This is a genomic window from Streptomyces sp. NPDC050560, from assembly GCF_044457285.1.
GTDB lineage: Bacteria > Actinomycetota > Actinomycetes > Streptomycetales > Streptomycetaceae > Streptomyces.
In genome coordinates this window covers 283,029-306,649 of record NZ_JBITGT010000007.1, presented here as the reverse complement: position 1 = coordinate 306,649, position 23,621 = coordinate 283,029, and the positions used below count along the sequence as shown (strand labels likewise).

The window sequence follows — 23,621 nt, the reverse complement described above, 5'->3', positions numbered from 1 at the left end:
GAACCGCCCGCCTCGGAAATTTCCGGTCACCCATCTTGCACTCAACGCAGTTTTTACCTCACGCTCCGTACCCGGTGGTCGTTGACTGAACGCGGGCGCCACACCCAGGACGGCTTGAGCGGCCGGAAGGAGGACGTCCGTCCCGCCCCGGCGCGGGTGGGCCACACCATGCCGTTCCACCACGTAGAGGTCCTGATGACCGTGAGCACACAACCTCGCCCCACCGGTCACCCCGGCTACTCAGAAACGTTGCCCCGTAAGCCGCAAAGCGCCGACCGCGCCCGCAGTCTGGTACGGACAGCGTTGGGCGTGTGGGGGTTGCGGCGCGCGGTCGATGACTGTGCCTTGATCGTCACCGAACTGGTGACCAACGCCGTGAAACACGCCCGAGGCCCCTCTCTCCGCGTTACTGTCGCGCGCCGCGGCCGTTTCGTGCGGGTCGCGGTAACGGACGGGTCGCGAACACTGCCCAGACTCCGTCATCCGTCGGGTGCCGAGGCCGACGGGCGTGGGCTGATGCTTGTGGATGCTCTGGCCGACGAGTGGGGTGCCGATCTCAAGAGCTGGGGAAAATCCGTGTGGGCGAACCTGGATATCGAGAGCAGTGCGTGACCGGTTGCCTCGCCGAGATGCCGTGCCTTTTGTGCACGGGGAGAGATGGATGGACTACACGATCGATCACGCTGCGCTGCGCGAGGGTGAGCACGCCGCCGATGAGCTGGCGGACGCCCTCAAGGCGGCGGGGGTCAGGTTTCCGTCGCTCCGGGGGGACTTCCCCGTGGCCGGCCGTCCCTTCGTGCACCTTGGTGGCGTGTCCGCGACCGCAGTTCGCGAACTAGGCCGTGTCGTTCGGATCTTCGCGGGGGTGCGACGCCAGCTACGGCACCTCGCCGCGTTGTCGGACCGCCCACGTACGCCCAGTACGAGGACGATCCTCCGCCTTGCGATGCACCGCATCTGACGCCACACCCTGGTCCACGAAGATCCAAACGACACGCCCTAGCCGCCTGGATTCGAGCGCATTCCTGAGAGGGAGCGATCAGCGGGTCTGTGCCGAGTGTTCGACCCGAGTTCGGCTTCACGAGCACCGTCCGGAACACAAAGAACCGAGGAGAAGATCTTGCAGACAAGTACGTCGGGTGTGAAGACAGTTGCCCAAGCTCCTTGGGGGCTGCGCCGTATGGCTCCGTTGCGCAACGGCACTCCCTCCCCATGGCGGTACGTGGGACTCGACCCGGTCACGCAGACCGGTCGATGGGCCGGGGAGGACGGGGGTACCGCGCCCGCCGAACTCGGCAGGCATGGAACGAGCGTGAACACCTACCCGCCCACGCAGGTGGGCAAGGACGGCACGGTGGATGCCGACTCCGGTCACGACGCCGAGCAGGACGAGGGCCAGGGGTAGCACCGTGGCCGAACACCCGGTGCTGGTCTGCACCCAGGACGAGGACGCGACCGCTGATCTGGTCATCTCGGAACTGAGCCGCCGCCGAGTGCCCGTCATCCGGTTCGATCCAGGGCGGGACTTCCCCACCGCGGCCGTGCTGGCCGCGCGCACCGCCGCGGACGGCTGGTGCGGACGGCTCACGGTCGGGGCACGCACGGCCGACCTGTCCGCCGTGCGTGCCCTGTATCACCGTCGCCCCAGTGCTTACCCGACCAACAGCGTCCAGCAGATCGCTCGTTTCGCCGCGCGGGAGAACCGGCGCGGTCTCGGGGGCGTGCTGGGGGCTCTGCCGAGGTGTTTGTACGTGAGCCATCCGCAGGCCATCGCGCGTGCGGAGTACAAGCCCGCGCAGTTGGACGCGGCGACGCGGATCGGGTTCACGGTCCCCGCCACTCTGATCACGAACGAGCCGAGGGAAGCCAGGAGGTTCTGCGCCGACCAGCCGACCGTCTATAAGCCCCTGCACGCCGACGCGTACGACATCGAAGGTGAGCCCGCCGGAATCTGGACCGCTCCCGTCGAGGCAGACGAGATCGATCACGCGGTGAGCCACAGTGCGCACCTGTTCCAGGCGAGGGTTCCCAAGGTGGCGGACGTGCGTGCGGTCGTCGTCGGCGCGCGAGTGTTCAGCGCCCTCATCACCGCGCCGTCCGGAACTGTGGACTGGCGCCAGGAGTATCGGAGCCTGGTCTACGAACCGGTCGACTGCCCGGAGACCACACGCCGGGCGCTGGTCCGCTTCCTCACCGGCTTTGGACTGAGCTTCGGCGCCTTCGACTTCGCCGTGACTCCGGAGGGTGCATGGTGGTTCCTGGAGTGCAACCCCAACGGCCAGTGGGCGTGGCTCGAAGAGGCAGCGGGGCTGCCGATCACCAGCGCGATCGCGGACCTGTTGGAGAACGGAGCGCCCTCGTGACCGAGTCCCTGTCCTCGCAGCACCTGCGCGCGGATCTCGCACGGCGTCTGGTCGATTCCGGCGCGCTGCGCAGCCCTGAGTGGAGCGAGGCTGTGTTGACCGTGCCACGTGAGGTGTTCCTCGCGCAGGGTTGGTTCGAGTACGAAGAGGGTGGTTGGTATCGGCCCGAGACCGGCGTTTCCGAGGCAGGTCTCGCGCGGATCTACGAGAACGACTCCCTGGTGACACAGGTGGCCGGGAGCGTTTTTCCCGAGCAGGTGGAGGGCAGGATCGCCGCTGCCCCCTCGTCGTCGTCGACCCTGCCGGGCTTGGTCGTGCGGATGCTCGAAGAGCTGAGGGCGGGACAGGAGACGAGCGTCCTGGAAATCGGGACCGGGACCGGCTACTCGACCGCGCTGCTCTGCCACGTGGTGGGCGAGGACAACATCACCACGGTCGAGGTGGACGCGGAGGTGTCCGCCCGGGCGGGCATGGCACTGGGGAGCACAGGTTACTGGCCTACACGTGTGGTGGGAGACGGCCTGACAGGGCACCGGCCCCGCAGACCGTATGACCGTGTGATCGCGACATGCGGTGTGCACACCATGCCGGACGACTGGATCACGCAGACCCGGCCCGGTGGCGAGATCCTGGCCACGGTGGGCGGTTGGATGCAGGCGTCCGAACTCGTCCGGCTGACGGTCGCCGACGACGGCACGGCGGCGGGACCGCTCCTCGGCGGACAGGTCTCCTTCATGCTGGCTCGCTCGCATCTGGCACCTCCGCTCGGCATGTTGCCCGATCTGGACGCGGGTGACGCCGTGCCCACCGACCTCGGAGCTGACGCGCTCGGCGAATGGACCGCCCGGTTCGTCGCACAGTTCGCCGCGCCCCGGGCGCAGTTCCTCACCTTGGAGCGTCGGGGGCGCAAGGAGTACGTGCTGGTCGACGCCGAAACCGACTCCTGGGCGGTCGTCTTCCCGGAAGGCACGCGATGGATGGTCCGGCAGGGCGGCCCCGCACACGTGTGGGACCGGATCGCGGAAGCGGTCGTGCGGTGGCGCGCGGACGGCCGACCCCCTGCCGAACGGATGCGGCTGCGGGTCGGCCCCGAGGGACAGCGCCTCACCTGGACCTAGGCCCCGCCGCCCCCTCCGCGTCCGCCGTGGAGTGTGAGGGTGGCGGTGGTGCGGTGGAGGCGCGTGGTACGAGGCGGGTGGGGAGGCGGGTGCGCAGGGGGTCGGGGGTGTGGCCTTCGAGGAGGGTGAGGAGCATTTCGACGGCGCGCTGGCCCATGAGTTGGAGTGGCTGTTCGATGGTGGTGAGGGCGGGGTGGGTGGCGGTGGACTCGGGGACGTTGTCGAAGCCGATGACGGAGAGGTCGTCGGGGACGTGCAGGCCGAGGGTGGTGGCGACGTCGATGGTGGCGATGGCGGTGACGTCGTTGGCGGCGAAGACGGCGGTGGGGCGGTCGGGGAGTTGCAGCAGGTGGCGGGCGGCGTCGGCGGACTCGCTCTCCTCGTAGCCGGCGGCGCGTACGAGGGCGGGGTCGTGGGGGATGCCGGCGTCCCGCAGCGCCTCGCGGTAGCCGCGCTCGCGCTGGCGCCCGGACTCCAGGTCGCGCGGGGGGCGGCCGAGGAAGCCGATGCGGCGGTGCCCGAGGGCGAGGAGGTGCTCGACGGCGAGCCGGGCGCCGTGCAGGTTGTCGGCCTCGACGGTGGGCGCGGTGTCGGCGCCGACATGGGGGTCGACGGCGACGACGGGGGAGCCGATCTCCTCGGTGGAGACGGTGGGGGTGACCAGGACCGCGCCGTCGATCAGGGTGCCCGAGAGACGGGAGAGGTAGCGGCGCTCCCAGCCCATGTGACCGCCGCCCTCGCCGCCGGTCGAGTAGACGACGAGTTCGTATCCGGTGCCCTTGATGGCGCGGGCGCAGCCCTTGAGGAGTTCGGCGCTGTACGGCTCGATCGCCCAGACCAGGACCCCTACGACATGGGTGCGGTGGTTGCGCAGGCTGCGGGCCACCAGGCTCGACTCGTAGCCCAGCTCCTCGATGACCGCGCGCACCCGCTCCAGGGTGCCCGCCGCCACCCCGTGCCGCTCGTTGAGGACTTTGGAGACGGTCGCCACCGAGACGCCGGCTCGCGCCGCGACATCGCGGATGGTCACACGGTTTGTGGTCACGGTGTGATGCTACCGCCACCTAAAACGATTTCGATAACGTTATCGATAACGATTGACACGCCCGGGGCGCGCCTGCACGATGACCGAAACCCACAGCGGGACGGAGAGCGGACGCGGGATGCGTGGCGGGCGTGGGACGCGCCGCCGGCCCGTCGCCGCTTCGAGGTCCTGTCCTGTCGGGCGTCGCGGCCCCGCGAAGACCGGCAGGACAGGACCTAGTCGTGCCCCGGACCCGATGCCGCGCCCGGGGCGGAGAGGCGGACAGCATGACGGCTTCGGCCACCTCACGCAGGAGTGTGCTCACCGGCATGGCGGCCCTCGCGGGCTCGGCGGCGCTCGCGGGCTGCGGCACCTCGGGCCCCAAGTCCCCGGGCGCGGGCGGCGGTTCCGGCAGCGCCTCGGCCTGGATCATCAGCGGTGTCACCGAGAAGGCGTTCGAGCGCTCCTTCGACTCCTGGAACAGCGGGCACGCGGGGCAGCGGATCGCGGTGCAGTCCTTCGCCAACGACCCGTACAAGCAGAAGATCCGTACCGCCGTCGGCGCCGGGCAGGCGCCCACGCTGATCTACGGGTGGGGCGGCGGGGTGCTCGCCTCCTATGTGCGGGCGGGCTCGGTCGCCGACCTGTCGGACCTCGCGGCCGACCCCGCGCTCAAGGGGCGGTTCCTGGACTCGGTCGCGGCGGTGGGGAGGGTCGGCGGGAAGACGTACGCGCTGCCGAACAACGGCGTCAAGCCGGTGATGGTCTACTACAACAAGGAGCTGTTCGGGAAGGTCGGCGCGAAGCCCCCGCAGACCTGGGACGAACTGACGGCGCTGGTATCGAAGTTCAAGAAGGCGGGCATCGCCCCGTGCACCGTGTCGGGGCAGGCCAAGTGGCCGCTGCTGCCATGGCTCTCGTATCTGATGGACCGTATCGGCGGGCCCGGTGTGCTGGACGCGATCCTCGCGGGCAAGGCGAAGGCGTGGTCGCACCCGGCCGTCACGCAGGCCAACGAGATGATCCAACAGCTCGTGAAGTCGGGCGGGTTCGTGAAGGGCTTCGCGTCCATCTCCACCGACTCGGGCGCGGACATCGCGCTGATGTACACCGGCAGGGCCGCGATGAGCCTCGGCCTGCCGGCCACGTACCAGACCATCCAGACGGCGGACCCCGGCTTCATCAAGGACGGCAAGCTGGGCTACTTCCCCTTCCCGGCCGTCGAGGGCGGCAAGGGCGACCCGGCGAGCGTCACCGGCAACCCCTCCAACTACTGGTCGGTGTCGGCCGACGCGGACGAGGAGGCGCGGGCGGCCGCCCGCGCCTATCTGACGAGCGCGCTGCTCAACAAGGCTTATGCGAAGGACCTGTTGGCGGTCGGGAACGTGCCGCCGGTGGCGGGCTTCGAGGACGAGATCGCGGCGTCGCCCGACCCCGGCTACTTCAGGGCGGTCTACGACGCCACCGCGAAGGCGCCGGGCTTCTCGCTCTCGCTCGACCAGGCGCTCAGCCCCCAGGCGGGCGACGCGGTGCTGACCGGCCTCCAGCAGGTCTTCCTCCGGCAGATCGGCCCGAAGGAGTTCGCCGACCACATGAACGCCACCCTCTGACGCCGAAGGCGAGTTGGACATGGCTTACTCACAGGCGGGCGCGGGTTCCGGCGCGGGCATGGGCGCGGGCGCGGGCCGCGGCGCCGCGCCGGGTGCCAAGGGCCGCGGGGCCGGGGCCGGTTCGGGGGCGACGGGGCGCGGCACCGCGCTGTTCGCGCTGCCCGCGCTGGCGATGTTCGTGCTGTTCGCACTGGTGCCGCTGGCGGGCGCCGTGGTGCTCAGCTTCGTGCGCTGGGACGGCCTCGGCGCGCTGAGCTGGGCGGGGCTCACCAACTGGACGAAGATCCTGGACGACCCGGTCACCGGCAACGCGCTGCTGCTCACGCTGAAGATCATCGTGGTGTCGTGGGTGGTGCAGACCCCGGTCAGCCTGCTCCTCGGGGTGTTCACCGCGGGCACCCAGCGCTACCGCGCGGTGCTCGCCGCGCTCTACTTCGTGCCGCTGCTGCTGTCCTCGGCCGCGGTGGCGATCGCGTTCAAGGCGCTGCTCGACCCCAACTTCGGCATCGGCGGCGCCCCGGGGCTCCACTCCCTCGCGCAGAACTGGCTCGGCGACCCCACCCTGGTGCTCTACGTGGTCGTCTTCGTGATCGCGTGGCAGTTCGTGCCGTTCCACACCCTGCTCTACCAGGCCGCCGTGCGGCAGATCCCGCAGTCGCTGTACGAGGCGGCGACGCTGGACGGGGCGGGCGCGGTCGAGCAGTTCTGGTACGTGACGCTGCCGCAGTTGCGCAACACGGTGATCACCTCGTCGACGCTGCTGGTGACCGGGTCGCTGACCTACTTCGACGTGGTGTTCGTGCTGACCGCGGGCGGCCCCGGCAACGCGACCAGGCTGCTGCCGGTCGACATGTACCTCACCGGCTTCCAGGCGAACGACATGGGCGCGGCGAGCGTGCTCGCGGTGCTGCTCGTGGTGATCGGCCTCGGTCTCGCCCTCGTACTGACGAAGTTCTCCGGCTTCAGCCGGATGTCCAGCGACCGGGAGGGGCTCTGATGGCCACCACCACACCGCTCGACGCCACCGCGCCCCGCCGCGCCCCCGGCGCCCGCCGGGCCGGGCGCTCCCCGCGGCGGCGCAGGCCCAACGTGCTGGGCGGGCTCGGCGGCCTTGTCTGGCTCGCCGTGATCATCGTGCCCGTCTACTACGTGGTGATCTCCAGCCTCCGGCCGCAGCAGGGCTTCTTCGCGACGAACCCGCTCGCGCTCCCGAGCAAGGTGACGTTCGCGAACTACTCGCTGGTGCTGGACAGCGGCTTCGGCCGGTACTTCCTCAACAGCGCGGTCATCACGGCGGCCTCGGTGGTGGCGACCGTGGTGCTCTCGCTGATGGCCGCGTACGCGGTGGTGCGCTCCAGGACCCGTCTTGCGCGTGGCGCGTTCTCGGTGTTCCTGCTGGGGCTCGCGATCCCCGTGCACGCGACGATCATCCCGCTCTACTACATGATCACCCGGGCCCACCTGTACGACAGCCTGCTCGCGCTGATCCTGCCGTCGACCGGCTTCGCGGTGCCGATCACGGTGCTGATCCTCGCCAACTTCATCCGGGACATCCCCGGTGAACTCTTCGAGTCGATGCGGATGGACGGGGCGACGGACTGGCGGATGCTGCGCAGCCTGGTGCTGCCGCTGGCGCGCCCGGCGATCGTCACCGTCGGCATCTATGACGCGCTGCACGTGTGGAACGGGTTCCTGTTCCCGCTGATCCTCACGCAGAGCCCGGGCAACCGGGTGCTGCCGATGGCGCTGTGGACGTTCCAGGGCGAGTTCACGGTGAACGTCCCGGCGATACTCGCCGCCGTGGTGCTGTCGACGCTGCCGATGCTCGCCGCGTACCTGGTGGGCCGCCGCTCTCTGGTACGGGGCCTGACCGCGGGCTTCGGCAGGTGAGGGGCGCCCGTGCGGGGAACGCGTGCGGCGGGCCCCGGGAGGTGTCACGCGCCCGTGCGGGGGCCGGGGGTGCCGGGCCGCCGCCGTCGCGCGGCCCCCCGCGCCCCGACTGGCGACGCGCCGCGGGCGACCGCCTCCGGCCACCTTCCCGCACCCTGGAGCACACCAATGAACTCCCCCGTGAACGCCCCGGCGCACCAGGACGCCTCCGTGCTGCTGCGCGTGGACGGCGCCCGTCTCGTCACCGCAGGAGGTGACCCGGTGCGGCTGCGCGGCGTCGGGCTCGGCGGCTGGATGAACATGGAGAACTTCATCACCGGCTTCCCCGCCACCGAGGAACTGCACCGTGACGCGCTGCGCCGGGTGGTCGGACAGGAGGCGTACGACGCCTTCTTCGACCGCTTCCTCGACGTGTTCTTCACCGACGCGGACGCGGCGCTGCTCGCGGGCGCCGGGATGAACTGCGTGCGGGTGCCCTTCCACTACCGGCACTTCGAGGACGACGCCCGCCCCCTGGAGATCAGGCCCGAGGGCTTCGCACTGCTCGACCGGGTGGTGGACGTCTGCGCCGGGCACGGCCTCTACACGGTGCTCGACCTGCACGCCGCGCCCGGCTTCCACAACCAGCGCTGGCACAGCGACAACCCGACCCACCGCTCGTTCTTCTGGACTCACAGGCACTTCCAGGACCGGGTGGTCAACCTGTGGGAGGCCCTTGCCGAGCACTACCGCGACAACCCCTGGGTGGCCGGCTACAACCCCCTCAACGAGCCCGCCGACTCCGAGGGCGAGAGCATCGGCCCCTTCTACGAGCGGCTGCACGCGGCGATACGCGCGGTCGACCCGCACCACGTCGTCTTCCTCGACGGCAACCGGCACGCCACCGAGTTCGACCTGTTCCGCGACCCCTGGCCGGGCACCGTATACACGGTGCACGACTACGCCCTCTCCGGCTTCGCCGACAGCGGCCCGTACCCCGGCGAGTCCCGTGGCCAGTACGTCGACCGCGACTACCTCGCGGCCCGCTTCCTGAAGCGCTCGGAGTACATGCGTGCCACCGACACCCCCATCTGGGTGGGGGAGTTCGGGCCCGTCTACAGCGGCGACCAGGAGCGCGACGAGCACCGCTACCGCACCCTCGCCGACCAGCTCGACCTCTACGACGAGTACGGGGCCGGCTGGAGCCTGTGGACGTACAAGGACATCGGCCTCCAGGGCGTCGCCCGGGTGCCCGCCGACTCCCCCTACGTGCGACGGATCGCGCCGGTGCTGGAGAAGAAGGCGCGGCTCGGCGTCGACGTGTGGGGTGGTGTGGACACCGGGGTGCGGCACATCCTGGACCCGATCGAGGCCACCGTGGCCGAGGAGTTCCCCGGCTTCGACCCGCTGCCGTTCGGCGCCAGGCAGTGGATTCACGTGCTCGTACGGCACATCCTGCTCGCCGAGCCGATGGTCGAAGACTTCGCGCGCTGCTTCCGGGGCCTGGACGCGGACGGGATGCGGGCGCTGGCGGACTGCTTCGCGCTGGAGCGCTGCACCGTGCGCGAACCGCTGCTCGCCCTGCTCAAGCAGCACCTGTGAGCGTCGACGCACGTAGGGAAGGCGGCTGTTCATGAGGATCGAGAGCATCGAGACGCTGCTGCGCGGACCGCTCGCGGTGGTACGGGTGCGCACCGACGACGGTGTCGAGGGCATCGGCCAGACCGCCCCCTACGAGGCCGCGCACACGGTACGGGTGCTGCACTCCATGGTGGCGCCGGTGTTCCTCGGGCGCGACCCGTGGGATGTCGAGACCCTGGTGGACACGTGCCTGCGCACCCACTACAAGTTCCCCGGCGGTTTCGTCCACCGCGCCCTCGCGGGCGTCGACACCGCCCTGTGGGACGTGCTCGGCAAGGCCGCGGGCCGGCCGGTGGCGAAGCTGCTCGGCGGGCAGGCCCGCGACACGGTGCCGGTGTACGTGTCCAGCATGCGGCGCGACATCACCCCCGAGGCGGAGGCCGAACGCCTCACCGCACTGGTCGCCGAGCACGGCTTCGGGGCGGTGAAGATCCGCGTCGGCGAGGCGATGGGCCGCGACACCGACGCGGCGCCGGGGCGCACCGAGCGCATCGTGCCGCTGATGCGCCGCGAGTTGGGCGACACGGTCGACATCTCGGCGGACGCCAACGGCGGTTACTCGGTGGGCCGCGCCATCCGCGTCGGGAGGCTGTTGGAGGACCACGGCTACTTCCACTACGAGGAGCCCACCCCGTTCACCGAACTCGACCGCTGCGCCGAGGTCACCGCCGCCCTCGACATCCCGGTGTCGGGCGGCGAACAGGACTACGCGCTCCCGCAGTTCCACCGCATGCTCAGCGAGCGCGCGGTGCGCATCGTGCAGCCCGACATCGGCTACATCGGCGGTGTCTCGCGGGCCCGCAAGGTGGCGGTGCTTGCGGAGGCCGCGGGCGTCCCCTGCACCCCGCACTGCGCCAACCACTCCCTCCTCCAGCTCTTCACCCTCCACCTCGCCACCGCGATGCCGTCGTGCGTCCACTACCAGGAGTGGAGCGCGGAGGAGACACCGTGGACGACGGGCGTGTACGAGCCCGCGCTCCGCGTGGAGCAGGGCCGCCTCACGGCTCCCACCCGGCCGGGCTGGGGCGTGGAACTGACGCCCTCGTTCGTACGGGAGGCGGTGGGGGAGGTGTCGCGGGGGTGAAGGGGGCGGCTCGCCTGGATTCCGGGCACATCTGTGGGAATCTGGGGCGGGTTGGCATTTTTACGGCGGGGGTGGGGCGTGGTGGAAGACCGTACGGCCGAGGGGGTGGACGGGAGGGTCAGGGCGTCGGTGGCGCAGGTTTTCGGTTCGGATGCCCAGGGGGGCCAGCGCGCCGGCCGATTCCGGGGCAGCGCGTTCTTCGTGGCTCCCGGCCTCGCCGTCACAAGCGTCTCCGTCGCCGGTCCCGAGGGCTCGCGTGGGCCCTCGTCGGTCCGGCTGGTCTGGGAGGGCGGGGAAGCCACCGGTGCCGTGGAGTCGTTGGCGGAGGATCTGTTCACGTCCCGGGGCCCGCGTGGAGCCCATGACCTGGCGATCATCCGACTACCCGAACCCGTCGGCAACGGCTTTCCCCGGCTCTCCGACCGCACCCCTGAACTGACCGACACCCTCTGGGGATACGGTTTCGCGGTCCGGAGCGGAACGCGCGCGCAGCTGTGGACGGCCGCCCTGACATACGGTGGCCTGCTCGGGCAGGCGTTGCGGGTCAGTGGCACCGAACTGCCCGACGGGAGCGGGGGCGGCCCTCTCGTGGACCCGGCCACCGGCGGGGTGTACGGCGTGCTGGTGGCCCGCCAGTCGTCCGGCGCAGAGGGGCTCGCCCTGCCGCTCACCTCACTCAGGGACAGTGACGACCCGCGTGCCGCGGCCCTCTTCCGGGAGATCCGGGAGCGCAACCAGGCGTACCACCGGGGCGATTCCACGGCCGCCGGGCGCGGGCGCCCCGGCGGCCTGCGGTCCTATGGCGCGATGCGCCGACCGCACGCCCTCGCCGCCCTCGGCAGCGACCGGCCAAGCGCGGTGGACCTGCTGGGCCACGGCGGCGACGTCGACATGCTGGCCATGCTGGTGGCCGCGGAGTCCACCGCGCCCCCGCTGGCGATCGCGCTGCTCGGGGAGTGGGGCGCGGGCAAGTCGAGCACGATGGAGCAGATGCGCGCCCGGGTGGCCGAACTCGCCGCGGGCGCACGGCGGCAGGGCGGTGCGCGTACCGCCTTTGTCGCCAATGTGCGGCAGATCCGGTTCAACGCCTGGCACTACGCCGAGGACCACCTGTGGACGGGGCTCGTCGACCATCTCTTCAGGGGACTCGCCGCGGAGACGGGCGAGGGCCCCGCGGTGTCGACGGGCGAGGTGCAGCGCCGACGCGACCGGCTGCGTGCGGAGTTGGAGCGGGCCAGGGCCGAGGCCGGACGCCTCCAGGCGGTGGCCGACGCCGCCGCGGACACCGCGCCCGACGGACGCGCGGGCGCCGTCGGCGACCCCCTGCGCGGCCCCCGGCTGCTGTGGGCGGAGGCGGGCACCGTCGCCCGCTCCGCGTGGGCCAACCGCGGGACGCTGCTGGTGTGGGCCGCGGTGCTCGGCGCCGCGTGGGCGGTGTGGGCACTCGCGGGCTCCTGGATCGCGGCCGCGCTGCCGCTCGCGGTGGGCGCGGGGGCCGCGGTGGGCCCTGCCGTGCGCCGCGTGCGTGCCTGGCACGCCGCGCTGGGGCGGATCGCCGCGGGGGCCGGTGAACGCCTCGGGCGCGACCTGGAGGAGGCCAACGAGCGGGTGGCGGTGACCGCCGACCGGCTCGCCCAGGTCGACGCGGCCGTACGCCTCTCCGAGTTCCTGCGCCGCCGCGCCGAGGAGCCGTCGCCCTACGAGCCGTACCGCAGCCTGCTGAGCCAGGTCAGGCGCGATCTGGAGAGGCTGGAGGGCGATCTCGCGCGGGCGCGCGAGGAGTGGCGCAGGCGCACGGGGGCCGGGTCCGGGGCGCCGCCGCTGCAACGGGTGGTCCTCTACATCGACGACCTGGACCGCTGCTCGCCGCGGCGGGTGGTGGAGGTGCTTGCGGCCGTCCATCTGATGCTGGCGCTCGAACTCTTCGTCGTGGTGGTCGCGGTGGACCCGCGCTGGCTGGTCAAGGCGCTGCGCCTGCACCACAGGGACCTCTTCGGGCCGGGGCCCGACGCGGCCGGGGAGGGCGTGGAGGCAGCGGGCGCGGGACCGCTCGACTACCTCGACAAGATCTTCCAGATCCCGTTCACCATCGCGCGGCCGGGCGAGGAGGCCACCGGGCGCTACATCCGGTCGCTGCTGGAGGCGCGGGAGTTCGGACTCGGAGCGTTCGAAGGAGGAGAGTCCGGGAGAGGGGAGTTCGACGGCGGTGGGTTTCCGTCGTCCGGCGGCGACCGCAATCCGCACCGGCCCTACATTGCGCCGACGGCCCCGTCCCTCCCCGAGCGGCCTGTCGGGCCACCCGACTCCCCCGCCCATCCCATGTCGGTGGAGACCGACTTCATGGCCCTCCTCGGGCCGCTGCTCCCGACACCCAGGGCCGCGAAGAAGCTGGTGAACCTGTACTGCCTCGTCAGGAACGGGGTAACGGACGACGACCCGGGCCTGTTCAGGCCCGACAGACTCCGGCCCCTCCAGGTGCTGTTGGCCGTTCTGGTGGGCTCGCCCGCCGCGTCCCAGCGGATGTTCGTCGCGCTGGCGGGTGCGGGGGACGACGAGGACGTACGCGACGTGCTGAACGCCCTGGCGGAGCGCGAGGGCCCGGGACCCCTGGCCGCCGCTTGCGCGAAAACCGTCGCGGCCCTGGCGCGTGTGGCCCTGAGCACCGAGGTGCCGAACAGGGCCGGTGCCTTCCACCCCTGGATTCCCCTGGTGGCACGCTTCAGCTTCCACTCGGGGGCGTGGGACGGGGAGTAGCGAGGCCCGGACAGGGGGGCCGGGTCAGGGGTGGTCGGTGGGGCCCGTCATGGTGTGGGGGTCCACCCAGGCGCCGAACTGTGCGCGGGTGACGCCGTGCCGGGCGGCGGCGGTGGGGATGTCGTCGCCGGTGGCCAGGGCGTCGCGGGTGATCTCGGCGGCGGCGTGGTAGCCGATGTGGGGCGAGAGGGCCGTCGTGAGCATCACACTGCCGCGTACGTTGGCCGGGCCCCGGTCGGTGGCTTCGAGGCCGCGTACACACTGCGCGTCCGTGTTCCGCACCGCGGCGGCCAGCAGCCGGGTGGACTGGAGGGCGGCGTCGATGGCCACCGGCATCATCACGTTCAGCTCCAGCACGCTGCCGGTCTGCGCGAAGCGCACGGTGGCGTCGTTGCCGACGACCCTCGCCACCGCCATCGTCAGGGACTCGATGACCGACGGCGGGACCTTGCCGGGCATGATGCTGCTCGACACCTTCACATCGGGCACCCGCAGTTCGCCGAGGCCCGCGCGGGGGCCCGTGGCCAGCAGCCGGATGTCGCAGCCGATCTTGTGCAGGGCGAGCGCCGCCGTGGTCACCGCGGCGTGCGCGGAGACCATGCCGTCGAGGGTGGACTGGCCGCAGAAGTGGTTGGCGGTCTCGTGGAAGCCGATGCCGAGGTCGGCCGCGAGCCGGGCGCACACCTTCGCCGCGAAGCCGGGGTGTGCGTTCAGGCCCGTGCCCACGGCGGTGCCGCCGAGGGGGAGTTCCGACAGCTCCGTGACCGCCGCCTCCACCCGGGGCACGGCGCGCTCCAACTGGCCCGCCCAGCCGTGGAACTCCTGGCCGAGCCGCATCGGGGTGGCGTCCTGGAGATGGGTGCGGGCGATCTTGAGGACGTCCCGGAACTCCACCGCCTTCTCCGCGAGCGTGTCGCGCAGCGTCCGCAGCGCGGGGACCAGGTCGGTGCGCAGGGCGACGGCGGTGGCGACGCGCATCGCGGTGGGGACCACGTCGTTGGAGGACTGGCAGCGGTTGACGTGCTCGTGCGGGAGCACTGTGACGGACGGGTCGTGGCGGCGGGCGAGCGCCGCGACGACCTCGTTGGCGTTCATGTTGCTCGATGTCGCCGAGCCCGTCTGGTACGTGTCCACGGGGAACTGGTCCCACAGGCCGCCCGCGAGCACCTGGTCGCAGCCCGCGGTGATCGCGGCGGCCTCGGCGGCGCCCAGCAGGCCGAGTTCGGCGTTGGCGAGCGCCGCCGCGCGCTTGACCCGTACCAGCGCGGCCAGGAACTCGACCGGCATCGGGACGCCACTGACCGGGAACGCCCGCACCGCGTGCCCGGTCGCCTCGCCCCACAGCGGCCCGTACGCGGCGGCCCCGTCCCCCGCGCCGTCCCCCGCCGCGGCCCCGTCTCCCGCGGCCCCGTCCGCCGTCACAGCGCGGTCACCCGGCGCTCCGCGGACTCCAGGAACGACGGCAGGATCTCCACGCCCCAGCCGGGCGCGTCCGAGATCTCCACGCGGCCGTTCTCCACGACGGGGCGCGGCGCGAAGAACTCGGTGCCCGCCTGCTCGATCGACCACTCCTGGAGCTGGGTGCACGCCGGGCTCGACAGCACCAGGTGCGCGGTGAACACCGGGATGAGGGAGTGCCCCGAGGAGTGCGGGGTGCAGGGGATGCCCGCGATGTCGGCCATGTCGGCGACCTTGCGGGCGCGGGTGAGGCCGCCGATGTAGCAGACGTCGGGCTGGATGACGTCGACGAGGCGCTCGGCGACCATACGGCGCACGATCTCCAGCGAGAACTCCTGCTCGGCGGCGCCGATCGGGAGGTCGAGCTGCCGGGCCACATAGCCCATGTTGTCCAGTTCCCAGCTCGGGTTGGGCTCCTCCAGGTGGTAGAAGCCGTACTCCTCAAGGCGGCGGCCGACCGCGACGGCGCCGCCAGGCGAGTACGCGCCGTTGGCGTCGGCGTTGAGCAGGAACGCGTCCCCGAACTCCCTGCGCATCGCGGGGACAAGCTCGGCGGTGCGGCCGTTCCACAGCTCCGCGTCCCGGCCGTTGCGCACCCCCACCTTGATCTTGGCGGCGGTGAAGCCGTACGTGTCGACCGCGGCCCTGATGCGCGCCAGCTCCTCGTCGACGGGCGTCTCGCGGCTCATGCTGGAGGCGTAGACGCCCACCGAGTCCCGGAACGCGCCGCCAAGCAGCCGGTACACGGGCTGCCCCGTGACCCGGCCCTTGAGGTCCCACAGCGCGGTGTCGACGCCGCTGACGGCGCGCATCAGGAAGCCGCCCAGGTACTTGTACTCGGCCCTGATGGCGCGCTCGACGAGGGTGGCGATGTCCCAGGGGTTCTGCCCGACGAAGTGCTTGGCGACGAGCCGGTGCAGCACCAGGGCGGTGATCTCGGGCTCCGAGGGCGCGGTCTGGCCGAACCCGAAGCGGCCGTCCTCCGTGGTGACCTTGACAAGGCAGAGGTTGCCCGAGGTGTAGGTCTCCACGGAGGCGATGCGCGGCGCGTCGGCCCCGGAGGGAGCCGCGGAGGGAGCCGTGGACGGGGGCGTGGACGGGGACGGGGGCGGGGTCACGCGATGTCAGCCTTTCATTCCGGACATGACGACTCCCTGCACGAAGTACCGCTGCGCCAGCAGGAAGACGACGAAGATGGGGATGATGGTCAGGGTGGCCGCGGCCATCAGGCCGGGGGTGTTGGTGAAGAACTCCCCCTGGAAGAGGGCGAGTGCGACCGGGAGTGTCTGGAGGTCGGGCGAGTTGAGGAAGATCAGCGGGCCCAGCAGGTCGTTCCAGGAGTCGACGAAGGTGAACAGCGCGACGGTGGCGAGCGCGGGCTTCGCCAGCGGCAGCATCACTCGGTAGAAGGTGGTGAAGACGGACGCCCCGTCGATACGGGCGGCCTCCTCAAGCTCCTTGGGGATGCTCATGAAGAACTGCCGCATGAGGAAGGTGCCGAACACCGGTGTCATCGCGCGCGGCACCCACAGCGGGTAGTGGGTGTCGACCCAGCCGAAGTTGCGGAAGACGACGTACTGCGGGATGAGGTAGACGATGTTCGGGATCAGCGCGGAGGCGAGCACCACCACGAACACCGCGTCCCGTCCTGGGAACTTGATCCTGGCGAAGGCGTAGCCGGCGAGCGAGGCCACCACGAGCAGCCCGAGGACGTTGAGGAACGCCAGCTTCACGCTGTTGAGGAAGTAGTGCGGCAGCACGTCGAGCGCCTGCCGGTAGCCCTCCAGAGTGGGGTGGTGCGGGATGACCGAGGTGGCGTCGGACAGCGACTCGGGGCCCGACTTCAGCGAGGTGCCGATCATCCAGAACAGCGGGAAGAGGAAGCCGATCGCGAGGACGGCGAGGAAGGCGTAGTAGATGCTCCGCAGCACCTTCGGGTTCTGCAACATGGCCGCCACGGCCGTGCCGCGCCCGCCGTCCTGTGTCGTGCCGAGCGCGCTCATCCGTAGAACACCCACTTGCGTTGCATTCTCCACTGGAAGACCGTCAGCGCGGCGATGACCAGGAAGAGCAGCCATGCCATCGCGGACGCGTAGCCCAACTGACCGTCCGCGAAGGAGGTGTTGAACAGTTGGAGCAGATAGGTGTTGGTGTCGTTGCCAGGACCGCCGTGGGTCATCACGTAGACGATGCCGAACACCTGGAAGCTGGCGACGAACTGGCTGATGCTGACGAAGAAGAGCGAGGGCGTCAGCAGCGGCAGCGTGATGCTGCGAAAGCGCCGCGTCCTGGAGGCGCCGTCCAGGCTCGCCGCCTCGTACAGCTCGGCGGGGATGGACTGGATTCCGGCCATCAGCACGATCATCGGGTAGCCCACGCCCTGCCAGACGCTGACGAAGACGACCGCGACGAGCGCCCAGGGCGAGGTGACCAGCCAGTCGGGTCCGTGGATGCCGAAGAACCCGAGGATGCTGTTGAAGACGCCGTCGCGGCCGTCGTAGAGCCGGAACCAGACCACGCTGACGGCCACGACGTTGGCCACGTAGGGCACGAAGAACGCCAGCCTGAACACCGTCATGATCCGCCGCTGCGGGCTGATCAGGGTGGCGAGGGCCAGCGCGAGCAGCATCGTCAGCGGGATCGCGCCGAGCATGAACAGCAGGGTGTTCCTGACGACGGTGTGGAAGAGGGTGTCGTGCAGGATCAGCTTGGAGTAGTTGTCGAGGCCGACCCACTTGCGGGGTGTGAAGCCGTCCCAGCTCGTGAACGACGAGTACGTCGTGACCAGCATCGGGTACAGGTGGAAGACGGCCAGACCGGCGACGAGCGGGGCGATGAAGAGGTAGCCGACCAGGTTGCGGCCGCCGCGGCGGGGCGCACGGCGGCGCGCCCCCGCGGCCCCGGGCGCGCTCGTCTGCGCCCTGCCGCCCGGCGCCCGGCGGTCGTGTGTGTTCAGGGACATGACGGCCTCATCCGATGATCTCCTCGATCTCCGGGCGGAGCCTGCCGAGCACGTCGGAGGCGCTTGCCCGGCAGTTGCGCACGTCGTCGAGGGCCGGGCGGTAGATCTGGAGGGCCTGCTGCACCTCGACCACCCGTCCTGGCAGCACCGCGTTGTTGGCCGCCTCCAGCATCAGGCCCATGTGCCGGGGCGAGCCGCCGCCGCCCGAAGCGGTGATCCCGTCGGCGGCCGAGCGCAGCCCCGGCACGAACGCGCCCGCCTTGGCGAACCCGGTGGCCCCCGGGGTGCTGGTGAGGTAGTGCAGGAGCTGCCACGCCTGCTCCTTGTGGGCGGCCTTGGCGGGGATCGCGAACACGATCTGGTTCGCGTACGTCTGCTGGCGCACCTGTCCTGGGATCGGGGCGATGTCCCACTCGAAGTCCTTCACGTTCTGCCGGAAGAAGTCGACGAACGTGGAGACCCGCTGGATCATCCCGATCTGTCCCGCGGCGAACATCTCGGCGCCCTTGCCGTCCTGTTGCAGCTCCGACCAGCGCGGTTGGGCGTCGTGCTCGCAGGTCAGGTCGGCGACGAACTGGTAGCCCTCGGCGTCGGCCGGGTCGGCGAGGGTGAAGCGCCTGCCGTCCTTCGACCAGCGCCCCGTGCCGCCGTTGTTCACCGTGAAGATCATCTCGAAGCCGGAGTCGTCGAGGACGCAGGCGCCCCAGCGCTTGTCCGGTAGGGAGAGCTTCTTCGCGGCGTCGAGGAAGTCCGCCCACTTCCAGCCCTCGTCGGTCCAGGTGGTGGGCGGGAGCGGGACGCCCGCCTCCTTGAACATGGTCTTGTTGTAGAAGAGCACACGGGGCTGCATACCGAGGCTCCAGCCGACGTACGAGCCGTCCGGCTGGCGGGCGTTGTTGTACACGGTGGCGAAGTAGTCGGCCTCGTGCAGACCGCTTTCGCGCATGAAGTCCCGCAGGTCGTGCAGCCGCCCGGTCTTGGCGTAGGAGGCGACGAAGTCGTCGTCGATCCGCATGAGGTCCGGCGGGTTGCTGGCGCCGAGGACCGTACGGCACTTCACCCAGTAGTCGCTGCCGGACGCCGCGAACTGGTACTTGATCTTCTTGCCGGTGGCCCTGGTGAACGCGTCGAACACCTTCGGGTAGGGCGAGCCGTCGAGGGCTTCCCAGTTCATCACGGTGATGGTCGAGTCGTCCGAGGCCGAGGCGTTCCCCGCGCACCCCGCGAGCGCGGCGCCCGCGGCCGCCCCGCCGAGGCCCGCCAGCACCCGCCTGCGACTGATAGCTGCCATCTGAGTCCTCGCTCCTCCGTCCCCGCGCGCCCACGCGACGGACCGCCGCGGCACGGCGGGCACCGGCGTGCCCGGCACCGGTACCGCGGTGGCGTTTCGGCCATGTGCACGAAACGTAGGCGAAACCCTCGGGTTCCACAAGGCGGTTGCTGGCTTCCGTGATATGGAATTTTTCGGTTCGGCTGGTCGGACGCGATCCGGAGCGGCCGCCATGAACTGCGGTTTCCTATGATGGGACGGGAGTTGTGGGGCACGGAGAGGGTCTCGAAATATTTCGGGGTTGTCCGAAACTTTCCCCTGATTCCGCCGGTACGTTGGCCTGTCCACGACCCCCGCGGGAATTTCCCGTCCGGCCCTCTCCGCATCTCCCGGGATAGGGCTACGCTGCTGCAAGCGCGGACTTGGCGCGTTTTCGACGCATCCAAACGCCGAACAGGCCATTTAGTGATCGCTGTTGGCAATAACGGAGCGGTACGTGGCAATTAGTGTGCCTGGTGGCTAGATGGGGCGGCTTACGATCCCTCTCTGGAGAGGGGAGGACCGTTGCACGGCTCATCGCATTCCGGCGCCTCAGGCTCCGAGAAGAGAATTCCCGTCAGAGTGCACGCGCCTGACCCGATCTCCCACGAGGGCGCGGTCGGCCAGCTACGCCGGCACCCGGTGATCGAACTCGTCGAGGAGACCACGGGCCGCGACGGCGCGGTCGCCGTGCTGCTCGCCGAGTCCATCGACCAGCGCACCCTGTCGTCGCTGCGGCGCCTCGTGCGCGGCGAGGGCCTGCGCGCGGTGCTGGTGGTCAGCCAGATCCGCGAGGCCGAACTGCTCGACGTCATCGAGTGCGGCGTCGGCGCCATCGTGTGGCGCCACGAGGCCACGGAACACCGGCTGCTCCAGGCCGTGATCGCCGCGTCGCGCGGCGACGGAGACCTGCCGTCCGACCTGATCGGCCGCCTCATCAGCCAGGTCAGCGCGCTGCGCCCGGGCGCCTCCGGCGGCCCCGGCGGCCGCCCCGCCGGGCTCACCGCCCGCGAGATCGACGTCCTGCGGCTCGTCGCCGAGGGCCTGGGCACCGGGGAGATAGCGGGGAAGCTATCGTACTCGGAGCGCACGGTGAAGAACATCCTGCAAGCCCTCACCACCCGCCTCGCCCTGCGCAACCGCGCGCACGCCGTGGCGCACGCCCTGCGCGAGGGATACATCTCGTGACGCACGAGGTGGGCGGCTTCCTCGCCCCCTGAGGACCCCGGGCCCTCTGCGGACCTCGGGCACCCACCGGGCCTTGGCACCTCACCACCACCGCCTTCCGTCCGGGCGCCGACAGGGGCGCGCGGCGGCCGGGGTGCACGGCAACAACAGAGGCGCGTGGTGGCCGGGGTGCGTGCCGGCGCGGCCACCACGCGCCCCCGTCACGCCACCCCGCGTTCCTCCAGCGCCGTCTTCAGGCTCCGTAGCGCGTAGTAGACACGGGACTTCACCGTGCCGGGCGGCACGCCCAGGTCGGCGGCGGCCTGCTGGGTGGTGAGGTCCGAGAAGAACGTGGCCGCAAGTGCCTCGCGGTGGGCGGGCGTCAGCGTCTGGAGCGCGTCGCGCACCACGATCGACGACAGCACCCGCTCGGTCCCGTCCGTCTCGGCGCCCATCTCGCTCAGCCAGGTGGCGCCGCCGACCTCGATCGGCCGTGCCATCCGCGTGCGGTGGGCGTCGACGACCAGGTTGTGCGCGACCCGGAACAGCCACGGCCGCACCGCCATGCCCTCGCGATCGAACAAATTCCGCTTGTTCCAGCAGCGCAGCAGCGTCTCCTGGATGACGTCCTCGGTGCGGTGCGTGTCCCCGCCCAGCATGCGCAGTACGTACGTGTAAAGGGCGGGACCGTGTCGAAGGTAGAGGTCGCGCAGGGCGCGTTCCTCCTGGGAAGGCGCGCTCGCCGACCCGATGACCGTCACGTTCACCTTCTGCTCCCTCCTCGGGAAACCGGCTCCGAGGGGGGAACGGAGCCGAACCTTCGGCGGAGCGGAGTGTTCCGGGAGAGGTTCCACTTCCGATTGACGTCTGATCTACGAAGCGATGGACGTGCAGGCGGTGGCACATGGAGCTGGTGTGATCACTGGGGCGGCGATGTCGTCCTGTGGTGCGCCGAGGGGGCGCCTCACACCGGTGCGCTCAGCGCGTCCACGTCCCTGCGCACCTGGTACGCCAACTCCTCCTCGTCGGGGCTCAGCGGCTGCCTCAGGTCCAGCCGCTCCCACATGTTGAGGAGTTCGTGCCCGTGGGTGAGCGCCGCCTTCTCGTCCTCCAGCCACTGCCAGGCCGCCGTCGCCCGCGCCACCTCCGCGTGCGCCCGCGCGTCCCCCGCCACACACCGGGTGCGGGCCACGGAAAGGGCGAGCACGGTGGCCTCGTGGTGGTCCCCGGCCAGATGGGCCAGGTACGCCTCAAGGGCCCTCGCCTCGACGGTGTGCGGATGGTCCATGCCCGCGGAGAGCGTCAGGGACTTGCGCAGCACGGTGGCGTGGGCGAAAGCCTCGTCGCGCCGGTCCTCGGCCGCCAACGCGTTGATGTGCCCGACGCGTTGGGCGAGTTCGGCGGGTATCCCGGTGTCGGCAGGTGCGGGGGTGTCGGGGACGGCGGCCCGCGCGGCGGACGCGGCGCGGACCACGGCGGTGGCGATGGCGGAGAAGGCGGTGGCGGCGGCCCGGGACGGCTGCGTCCGTGGGCCCGCCGCCCCGGATTCCGGGGAGTCCGTCTCCTCGGGCGCCGGTTCGCTGCCCGCGGGTGCCGTCGTCGTGGCAGGCGCCGCTCCCAGGACGGGCAGGTGCACCGATGTCGGTTCCGCTGCGGGGGTGTGCGAGACCGGTGCGTGGGTGCGGAGTGTGTCCGTGTCGGCGGTGTGGCCCACCGGCGACACCGTGGTCGCGTCGTCGAGCGGCCCGGTGGGCTGGGGGGCCCAGGCCGGGGGCGCGTACGGGGCGGTCGCCTCCGCGGCCACCGGGTCGGAGGCGTGGACCTCTTCGGCGTCCGGCTCCTCCGGGACTGAGGCCGGGACCGGGGCTGAGGCCGGGGCCGGGTCGGGGTCCTGGTCCGCGACGACCTCCGCGTCGGGTGACTCCTCCTGGAGCCCGACCGTCTCCTCCGTGAGGTCGTCCGCCTCCTCCGCGAGGCCGTCCGTCCCCTCCGTGAGGCCGTCAGCCTCCTCCGAGAGGTCGTCCGCCTCCTCCGGGAGGTCATCCTCCTCCGCGAAGCCGTACGCCTCCTCGTCCAGGGGGTCGACGCTGCTGGAGCCGTCCGGTGACACCTGGAGCAGGAAGCGGGCACCGCCGGGACCGTCGTCGACCAGGGCCTCCATGGTGGTGTCCCGTTCCTCGGCGTACCTGTGCAGGTAGTCGAGTACGGCGTCGTGCACGGTCTTCGGCTGCTCGGGGACGAGGAGCAGGCCGTCGATCTGGACGACGCCGTTCTCGGATATGTACACCTCGGAACGGGCCATGGCAGTTCTCCTCACTGTGGGGTTCTGGGCGGGACGCGGACGGCCGCGCGGCTCAGCCGGAGTCGTCGGTGCCGTTGGTGACGTCGGGGTCGGGGGTCTCGCCGTCGGGCCACTGGACGGTGCCCGAGTACTTGGAGAACGCGAAGCGGACGGCGCCGATGTAGTTCTGGGCCGCGTTGCTCTCCGGCGGGCCCTTGGCCTCCCGGACGGCGTCCATGCCGACCTTGTAGCCGGCCAGCGCCATGTCGAGGACGCTGCCCTTGGCCTTGCCCTCGTCCTTCAGCTTCTGCGCCTCGTTGGCGAGCGCGCACATGTAGCGCCCCTGGGCCATGATCGAGTCCTCCGTGTCGAAGGCGTCGACCTTGTCGTTGTCGTCGTCGTCCTTGCCGTACTTCTTGAAGATGTCGGGCGGTAGCTGCGAGATCCCCTTCTCGCCGTTCGGGCCGATCATCTCCGCCCTGAAGTGGGACGCCGCGTCGATCTGCGAGGCGATGACGATAGGGCCGATCGCGTCGCACAGGTCCCCGGCGTCCTCGATGGAGTCCTTCAGGTCCTCGGGGACGGATCTGGGGTCGAGGTCGCCCTTGCCGTCACCGTTCGCCACGTCGATGACCTCCTGCCCCTGGTCGCTGGACGGGGGGTCGCCATGGCCGTGATGGAAGATCAGGTAGAGGATCACCAGGGGAAACAGCAGCACGCCGAGGCCCCCGATGATGAAGTCGGCGACGACGACCACGATCATGGCGAGCGGCGCCAGCAGGCAACCGCAGCCGAGACCGGCCGCCGCGACGTTCCTGGCGGTCTTCGCACCGGTGCTCTTCTCTTCACCCCCGGATTCCTCACTCATGGGCGCACGCCTTCTTCTCCTCATCTTGAACCGCGACGGCAGAGCGGACCGTTGTGCTGTCGAGACGGGTCCGGCAGATCAGAACGGGCCGCGACGCGAAGAAGTTCAAACCG

Annotated in this window: 21 protein-coding genes; 12 read left to right on the top strand and 9 right to left on the bottom strand. The window is 70.9% G+C overall.

Going from position 1 to position 23,621, the window contains the following annotated elements; genetic code table 11:
• The first annotated feature begins 195 nt into the window (after nt 1-195).
• From ACIBIW_RS18420 to tgmC, 5 genes are all read left to right on the top strand, one after another.
• Nucleotides 196-612 (top strand): ATP-binding protein, encoded by a 417-nt coding sequence (locus ACIBIW_RS18420; protein WP_399337305.1) that lies wholly within the window; start codon nt 196-198, stop codon nt 610-612.
• Between the two features lie 49 nt (nt 613-661).
• Nucleotides 662-961: a hypothetical protein gene (locus tag ACIBIW_RS18415; protein WP_399337303.1), complete on the top strand. Its 300-nt coding sequence runs from the start codon at nt 662-664 to the stop codon at nt 959-961.
• A gap of 96 nt (nt 962-1,057) precedes the next feature.
• Nucleotides 1,058-1,405, top strand: a complete 348-nt coding sequence (gene tgmA / locus ACIBIW_RS18410) for a putative ATP-grasp-modified RiPP (protein ID WP_399337301.1) — start codon at nt 1,058-1,060, stop codon at nt 1,403-1,405.
• 4 nt (nt 1,406-1,409) lie between these two features.
• On the top strand, nt 1,410-2,363 hold the full coding sequence (tgmB, locus tag ACIBIW_RS18405; protein ID WP_399337299.1) for an ATP-grasp ribosomal peptide maturase: 954 nt from the start codon (nt 1,410-1,412) through the stop codon (nt 2,361-2,363).
• A complete protein-coding gene (tgmC, locus tag ACIBIW_RS18400) occupies nt 2,360-3,481 on the top strand; it encodes an ATP-grasp peptide maturase system methyltransferase (RefSeq protein WP_399337297.1) in 1,122 nt (373 codons plus the stop codon). Before tgmB ends, tgmC begins: the two co-directional genes overlap by 4 nt.
• On the opposite strand, the gene ACIBIW_RS18395 is transcribed toward tgmC, so the two are convergent.
• Complete coding sequence (locus ACIBIW_RS18395; protein WP_399337295.1) at nt 3,468-4,526, bottom strand: LacI family DNA-binding transcriptional regulator; 1,059 nt, start codon at nt 4,524-4,526, stop codon at nt 3,468-3,470. The genes tgmC and ACIBIW_RS18395 overlap by 14 nt on opposite strands.
• A 266-nt stretch (nt 4,527-4,792) precedes the next feature.
• Here ACIBIW_RS18395 and ACIBIW_RS18390 point away from each other — a divergent pair, with 266 nt between their 5' ends.
• The 6 genes from ACIBIW_RS18390 to ACIBIW_RS18365 all read left to right on the top strand — a co-directional run bounded on the left by ACIBIW_RS18390 (nt 4,793) and on the right by ACIBIW_RS18365 (nt 13,463).
• Nucleotides 4,793-6,115, top strand: coding sequence for an extracellular solute-binding protein (locus ACIBIW_RS18390; RefSeq protein ID WP_399337293.1), 1,323 nt, complete (start codon nt 4,793-4,795; stop codon nt 6,113-6,115).
• A gap of 172 nt (nt 6,116-6,287) precedes the next feature.
• Complete coding sequence (locus ACIBIW_RS18385) at nt 6,288-7,112, top strand: carbohydrate ABC transporter permease (protein ID WP_399337613.1); 825 nt, start codon at nt 6,288-6,290, stop codon at nt 7,110-7,112.
• Nucleotides 7,112-8,005 (top strand): carbohydrate ABC transporter permease, encoded by an 894-nt coding sequence (locus tag ACIBIW_RS18380; protein ID WP_399337291.1) that lies wholly within the window; start codon nt 7,112-7,114, stop codon nt 8,003-8,005. The genes ACIBIW_RS18385 and ACIBIW_RS18380 overlap by 1 nt, the downstream gene beginning before the upstream one ends.
• 168 nt (nt 8,006-8,173) lie before the next feature.
• The gene (locus tag ACIBIW_RS18375) at nt 8,174-9,586 is read left to right on the top strand and encodes a glycoside hydrolase family 5 protein (protein WP_399337289.1); all 1,413 of its coding nucleotides are present in this window, start codon (nt 8,174-8,176) and stop codon (nt 9,584-9,586) included.
• A gap of 31 nt (nt 9,587-9,617) precedes the next feature.
• Nucleotides 9,618-10,709 (top strand): mandelate racemase/muconate lactonizing enzyme family protein, encoded by a 1,092-nt coding sequence (locus tag ACIBIW_RS18370; RefSeq protein ID WP_399337287.1) that lies wholly within the window; start codon nt 9,618-9,620, stop codon nt 10,707-10,709.
• 318 nt (nt 10,710-11,027) lie between these two features.
• Complete coding sequence (locus ACIBIW_RS18365) at nt 11,028-13,463, top strand: P-loop NTPase fold protein (RefSeq protein WP_399337285.1); 2,436 nt, start codon at nt 11,028-11,030, stop codon at nt 13,461-13,463.
• Nucleotides 13,464-13,487: 24 nt separating this feature from the next.
• Here the strand turns inward: ACIBIW_RS18365 and ACIBIW_RS18360 are convergent, their stop codons facing one another.
• The 5 genes from ACIBIW_RS18360 to ACIBIW_RS18340 are packed head-to-tail and all read right to left on the bottom strand — an operon-like array spanning nt 13,488 to nt 19,174.
• A complete protein-coding gene (locus tag ACIBIW_RS18360) occupies nt 13,488-14,885 on the bottom strand; it encodes a lyase family protein (RefSeq protein WP_399337283.1) in 1,398 nt (465 codons plus the stop codon).
• Entirely contained in the window at nt 14,882-16,039 is a 1,158-nt protein-coding gene (locus tag ACIBIW_RS18355) for a mandelate racemase/muconate lactonizing enzyme family protein (RefSeq protein ID WP_399337281.1), read from the bottom strand. The genes ACIBIW_RS18360 and ACIBIW_RS18355 overlap by 4 nt, the downstream gene beginning before the upstream one ends.
• Nucleotides 16,040-16,045: 6 nt before the next feature.
• A complete protein-coding gene (locus tag ACIBIW_RS18350) occupies nt 16,046-16,924 on the bottom strand; it encodes a carbohydrate ABC transporter permease (protein WP_399337279.1) in 879 nt (292 codons plus the stop codon).
• Nucleotides 16,921-17,883: a carbohydrate ABC transporter permease gene (locus ACIBIW_RS18345; protein WP_399337277.1), complete on the bottom strand. Its 963-nt coding sequence runs from the start codon at nt 17,881-17,883 to the stop codon at nt 16,921-16,923. The genes ACIBIW_RS18350 and ACIBIW_RS18345 overlap by 4 nt, the downstream gene beginning before the upstream one ends.
• 7 nt (nt 17,884-17,890) lie before the next feature.
• Nucleotides 17,891-19,174, bottom strand: a complete 1,284-nt coding sequence (locus ACIBIW_RS18340) for an ABC transporter substrate-binding protein (RefSeq protein ID WP_399337275.1) — start codon at nt 19,172-19,174, stop codon at nt 17,891-17,893.
• Between the two features lie 543 nt (nt 19,175-19,717).
• Between ACIBIW_RS18340 and ACIBIW_RS18335 the strand changes: the two genes are divergently transcribed.
• Nucleotides 19,718-20,380 carry a response regulator transcription factor gene (locus ACIBIW_RS18335; protein ID WP_399337273.1) on the top strand — a complete coding sequence of 221 codons (663 nt, stop codon included), beginning with the start codon at nt 19,718-19,720 and terminating at the stop codon, nt 20,378-20,380.
• A 200-nt stretch (nt 20,381-20,580) separates the two neighbouring features.
• Here the strand turns inward: ACIBIW_RS18335 and ACIBIW_RS18330 are convergent, their stop codons facing one another.
• The 3 genes from ACIBIW_RS18330 to ACIBIW_RS18320 all read right to left on the bottom strand — a co-directional run bounded on the left by ACIBIW_RS18330 (nt 20,581) and on the right by ACIBIW_RS18320 (nt 23,508).
• The gene (locus ACIBIW_RS18330; RefSeq protein WP_399337271.1) at nt 20,581-21,126 is read right to left on the bottom strand and encodes a sigma-70 family RNA polymerase sigma factor; all 546 of its coding nucleotides are present in this window, start codon (nt 21,124-21,126) and stop codon (nt 20,581-20,583) included.
• Between the two features lie 197 nt (nt 21,127-21,323).
• Nucleotides 21,324-22,661, bottom strand: a complete 1,338-nt coding sequence (locus ACIBIW_RS18325) for a hypothetical protein (RefSeq protein WP_399337269.1) — start codon at nt 22,659-22,661, stop codon at nt 21,324-21,326.
• Nucleotides 22,662-22,713: 52 nt separating this feature from the next.
• The gene (locus ACIBIW_RS18320) at nt 22,714-23,508 is read right to left on the bottom strand and encodes a lytic transglycosylase domain-containing protein (protein ID WP_399337267.1); all 795 of its coding nucleotides are present in this window, start codon (nt 23,506-23,508) and stop codon (nt 22,714-22,716) included.
• Nucleotides 23,509-23,621: the final 113 nt, after the last annotated feature.

Bases quoted from the DNA above. Each gene is read 5' to 3' on its own strand.
- ACIBIW_RS18385 (WP_399337613.1), top strand. From the start codon at position 6,288: ATGTTCGTGCTGTTCGCACTGGTGCCGCTGGCGGGCGCCGTGGTGCTC.
- ACIBIW_RS18345 (WP_399337277.1), bottom strand. From the start codon at position 17,883: ATGTCCCTGAACACACACGACCGCCGGGCGCCGGGCGGCAGGGCGCAG.
- ACIBIW_RS18350 (WP_399337279.1), bottom strand. From the start codon at position 16,924: ATGAGCGCGCTCGGCACGACACAGGACGGCGGGCGCGGCACGGCCGTG.
- ACIBIW_RS18415 (WP_399337303.1), top strand. From the start codon at position 662: ATGGACTACACGATCGATCACGCTGCGCTGCGCGAGGGTGAGCACGCC.
- ACIBIW_RS18390 (WP_399337293.1), top strand. From the start codon at position 4,793: ATGACGGCTTCGGCCACCTCACGCAGGAGTGTGCTCACCGGCATGGCG.
- ACIBIW_RS18325 (WP_399337269.1), bottom strand. From the start codon at position 22,661: ATGGCCCGTTCCGAGGTGTACATATCCGAGAACGGCGTCGTCCAGATC.
- ACIBIW_RS18380 (WP_399337291.1), top strand. From the start codon at position 7,112: ATGGCCACCACCACACCGCTCGACGCCACCGCGCCCCGCCGCGCCCCC.
- ACIBIW_RS18370 (WP_399337287.1), top strand. From the start codon at position 9,618: ATGAGGATCGAGAGCATCGAGACGCTGCTGCGCGGACCGCTCGCGGTG.
- ACIBIW_RS18375 (WP_399337289.1), top strand. From the start codon at position 8,174: ATGAACTCCCCCGTGAACGCCCCGGCGCACCAGGACGCCTCCGTGCTG.
- ACIBIW_RS18340 (WP_399337275.1), bottom strand. From the start codon at position 19,174: ATGGCAGCTATCAGTCGCAGGCGGGTGCTGGCGGGCCTCGGCGGGGCG.
- ACIBIW_RS18420 (WP_399337305.1), top strand. From the start codon at position 196: ATGACCGTGAGCACACAACCTCGCCCCACCGGTCACCCCGGCTACTCA.
- ACIBIW_RS18320 (WP_399337267.1), bottom strand. From the start codon at position 23,508: ATGAGTGAGGAATCCGGGGGTGAAGAGAAGAGCACCGGTGCGAAGACC.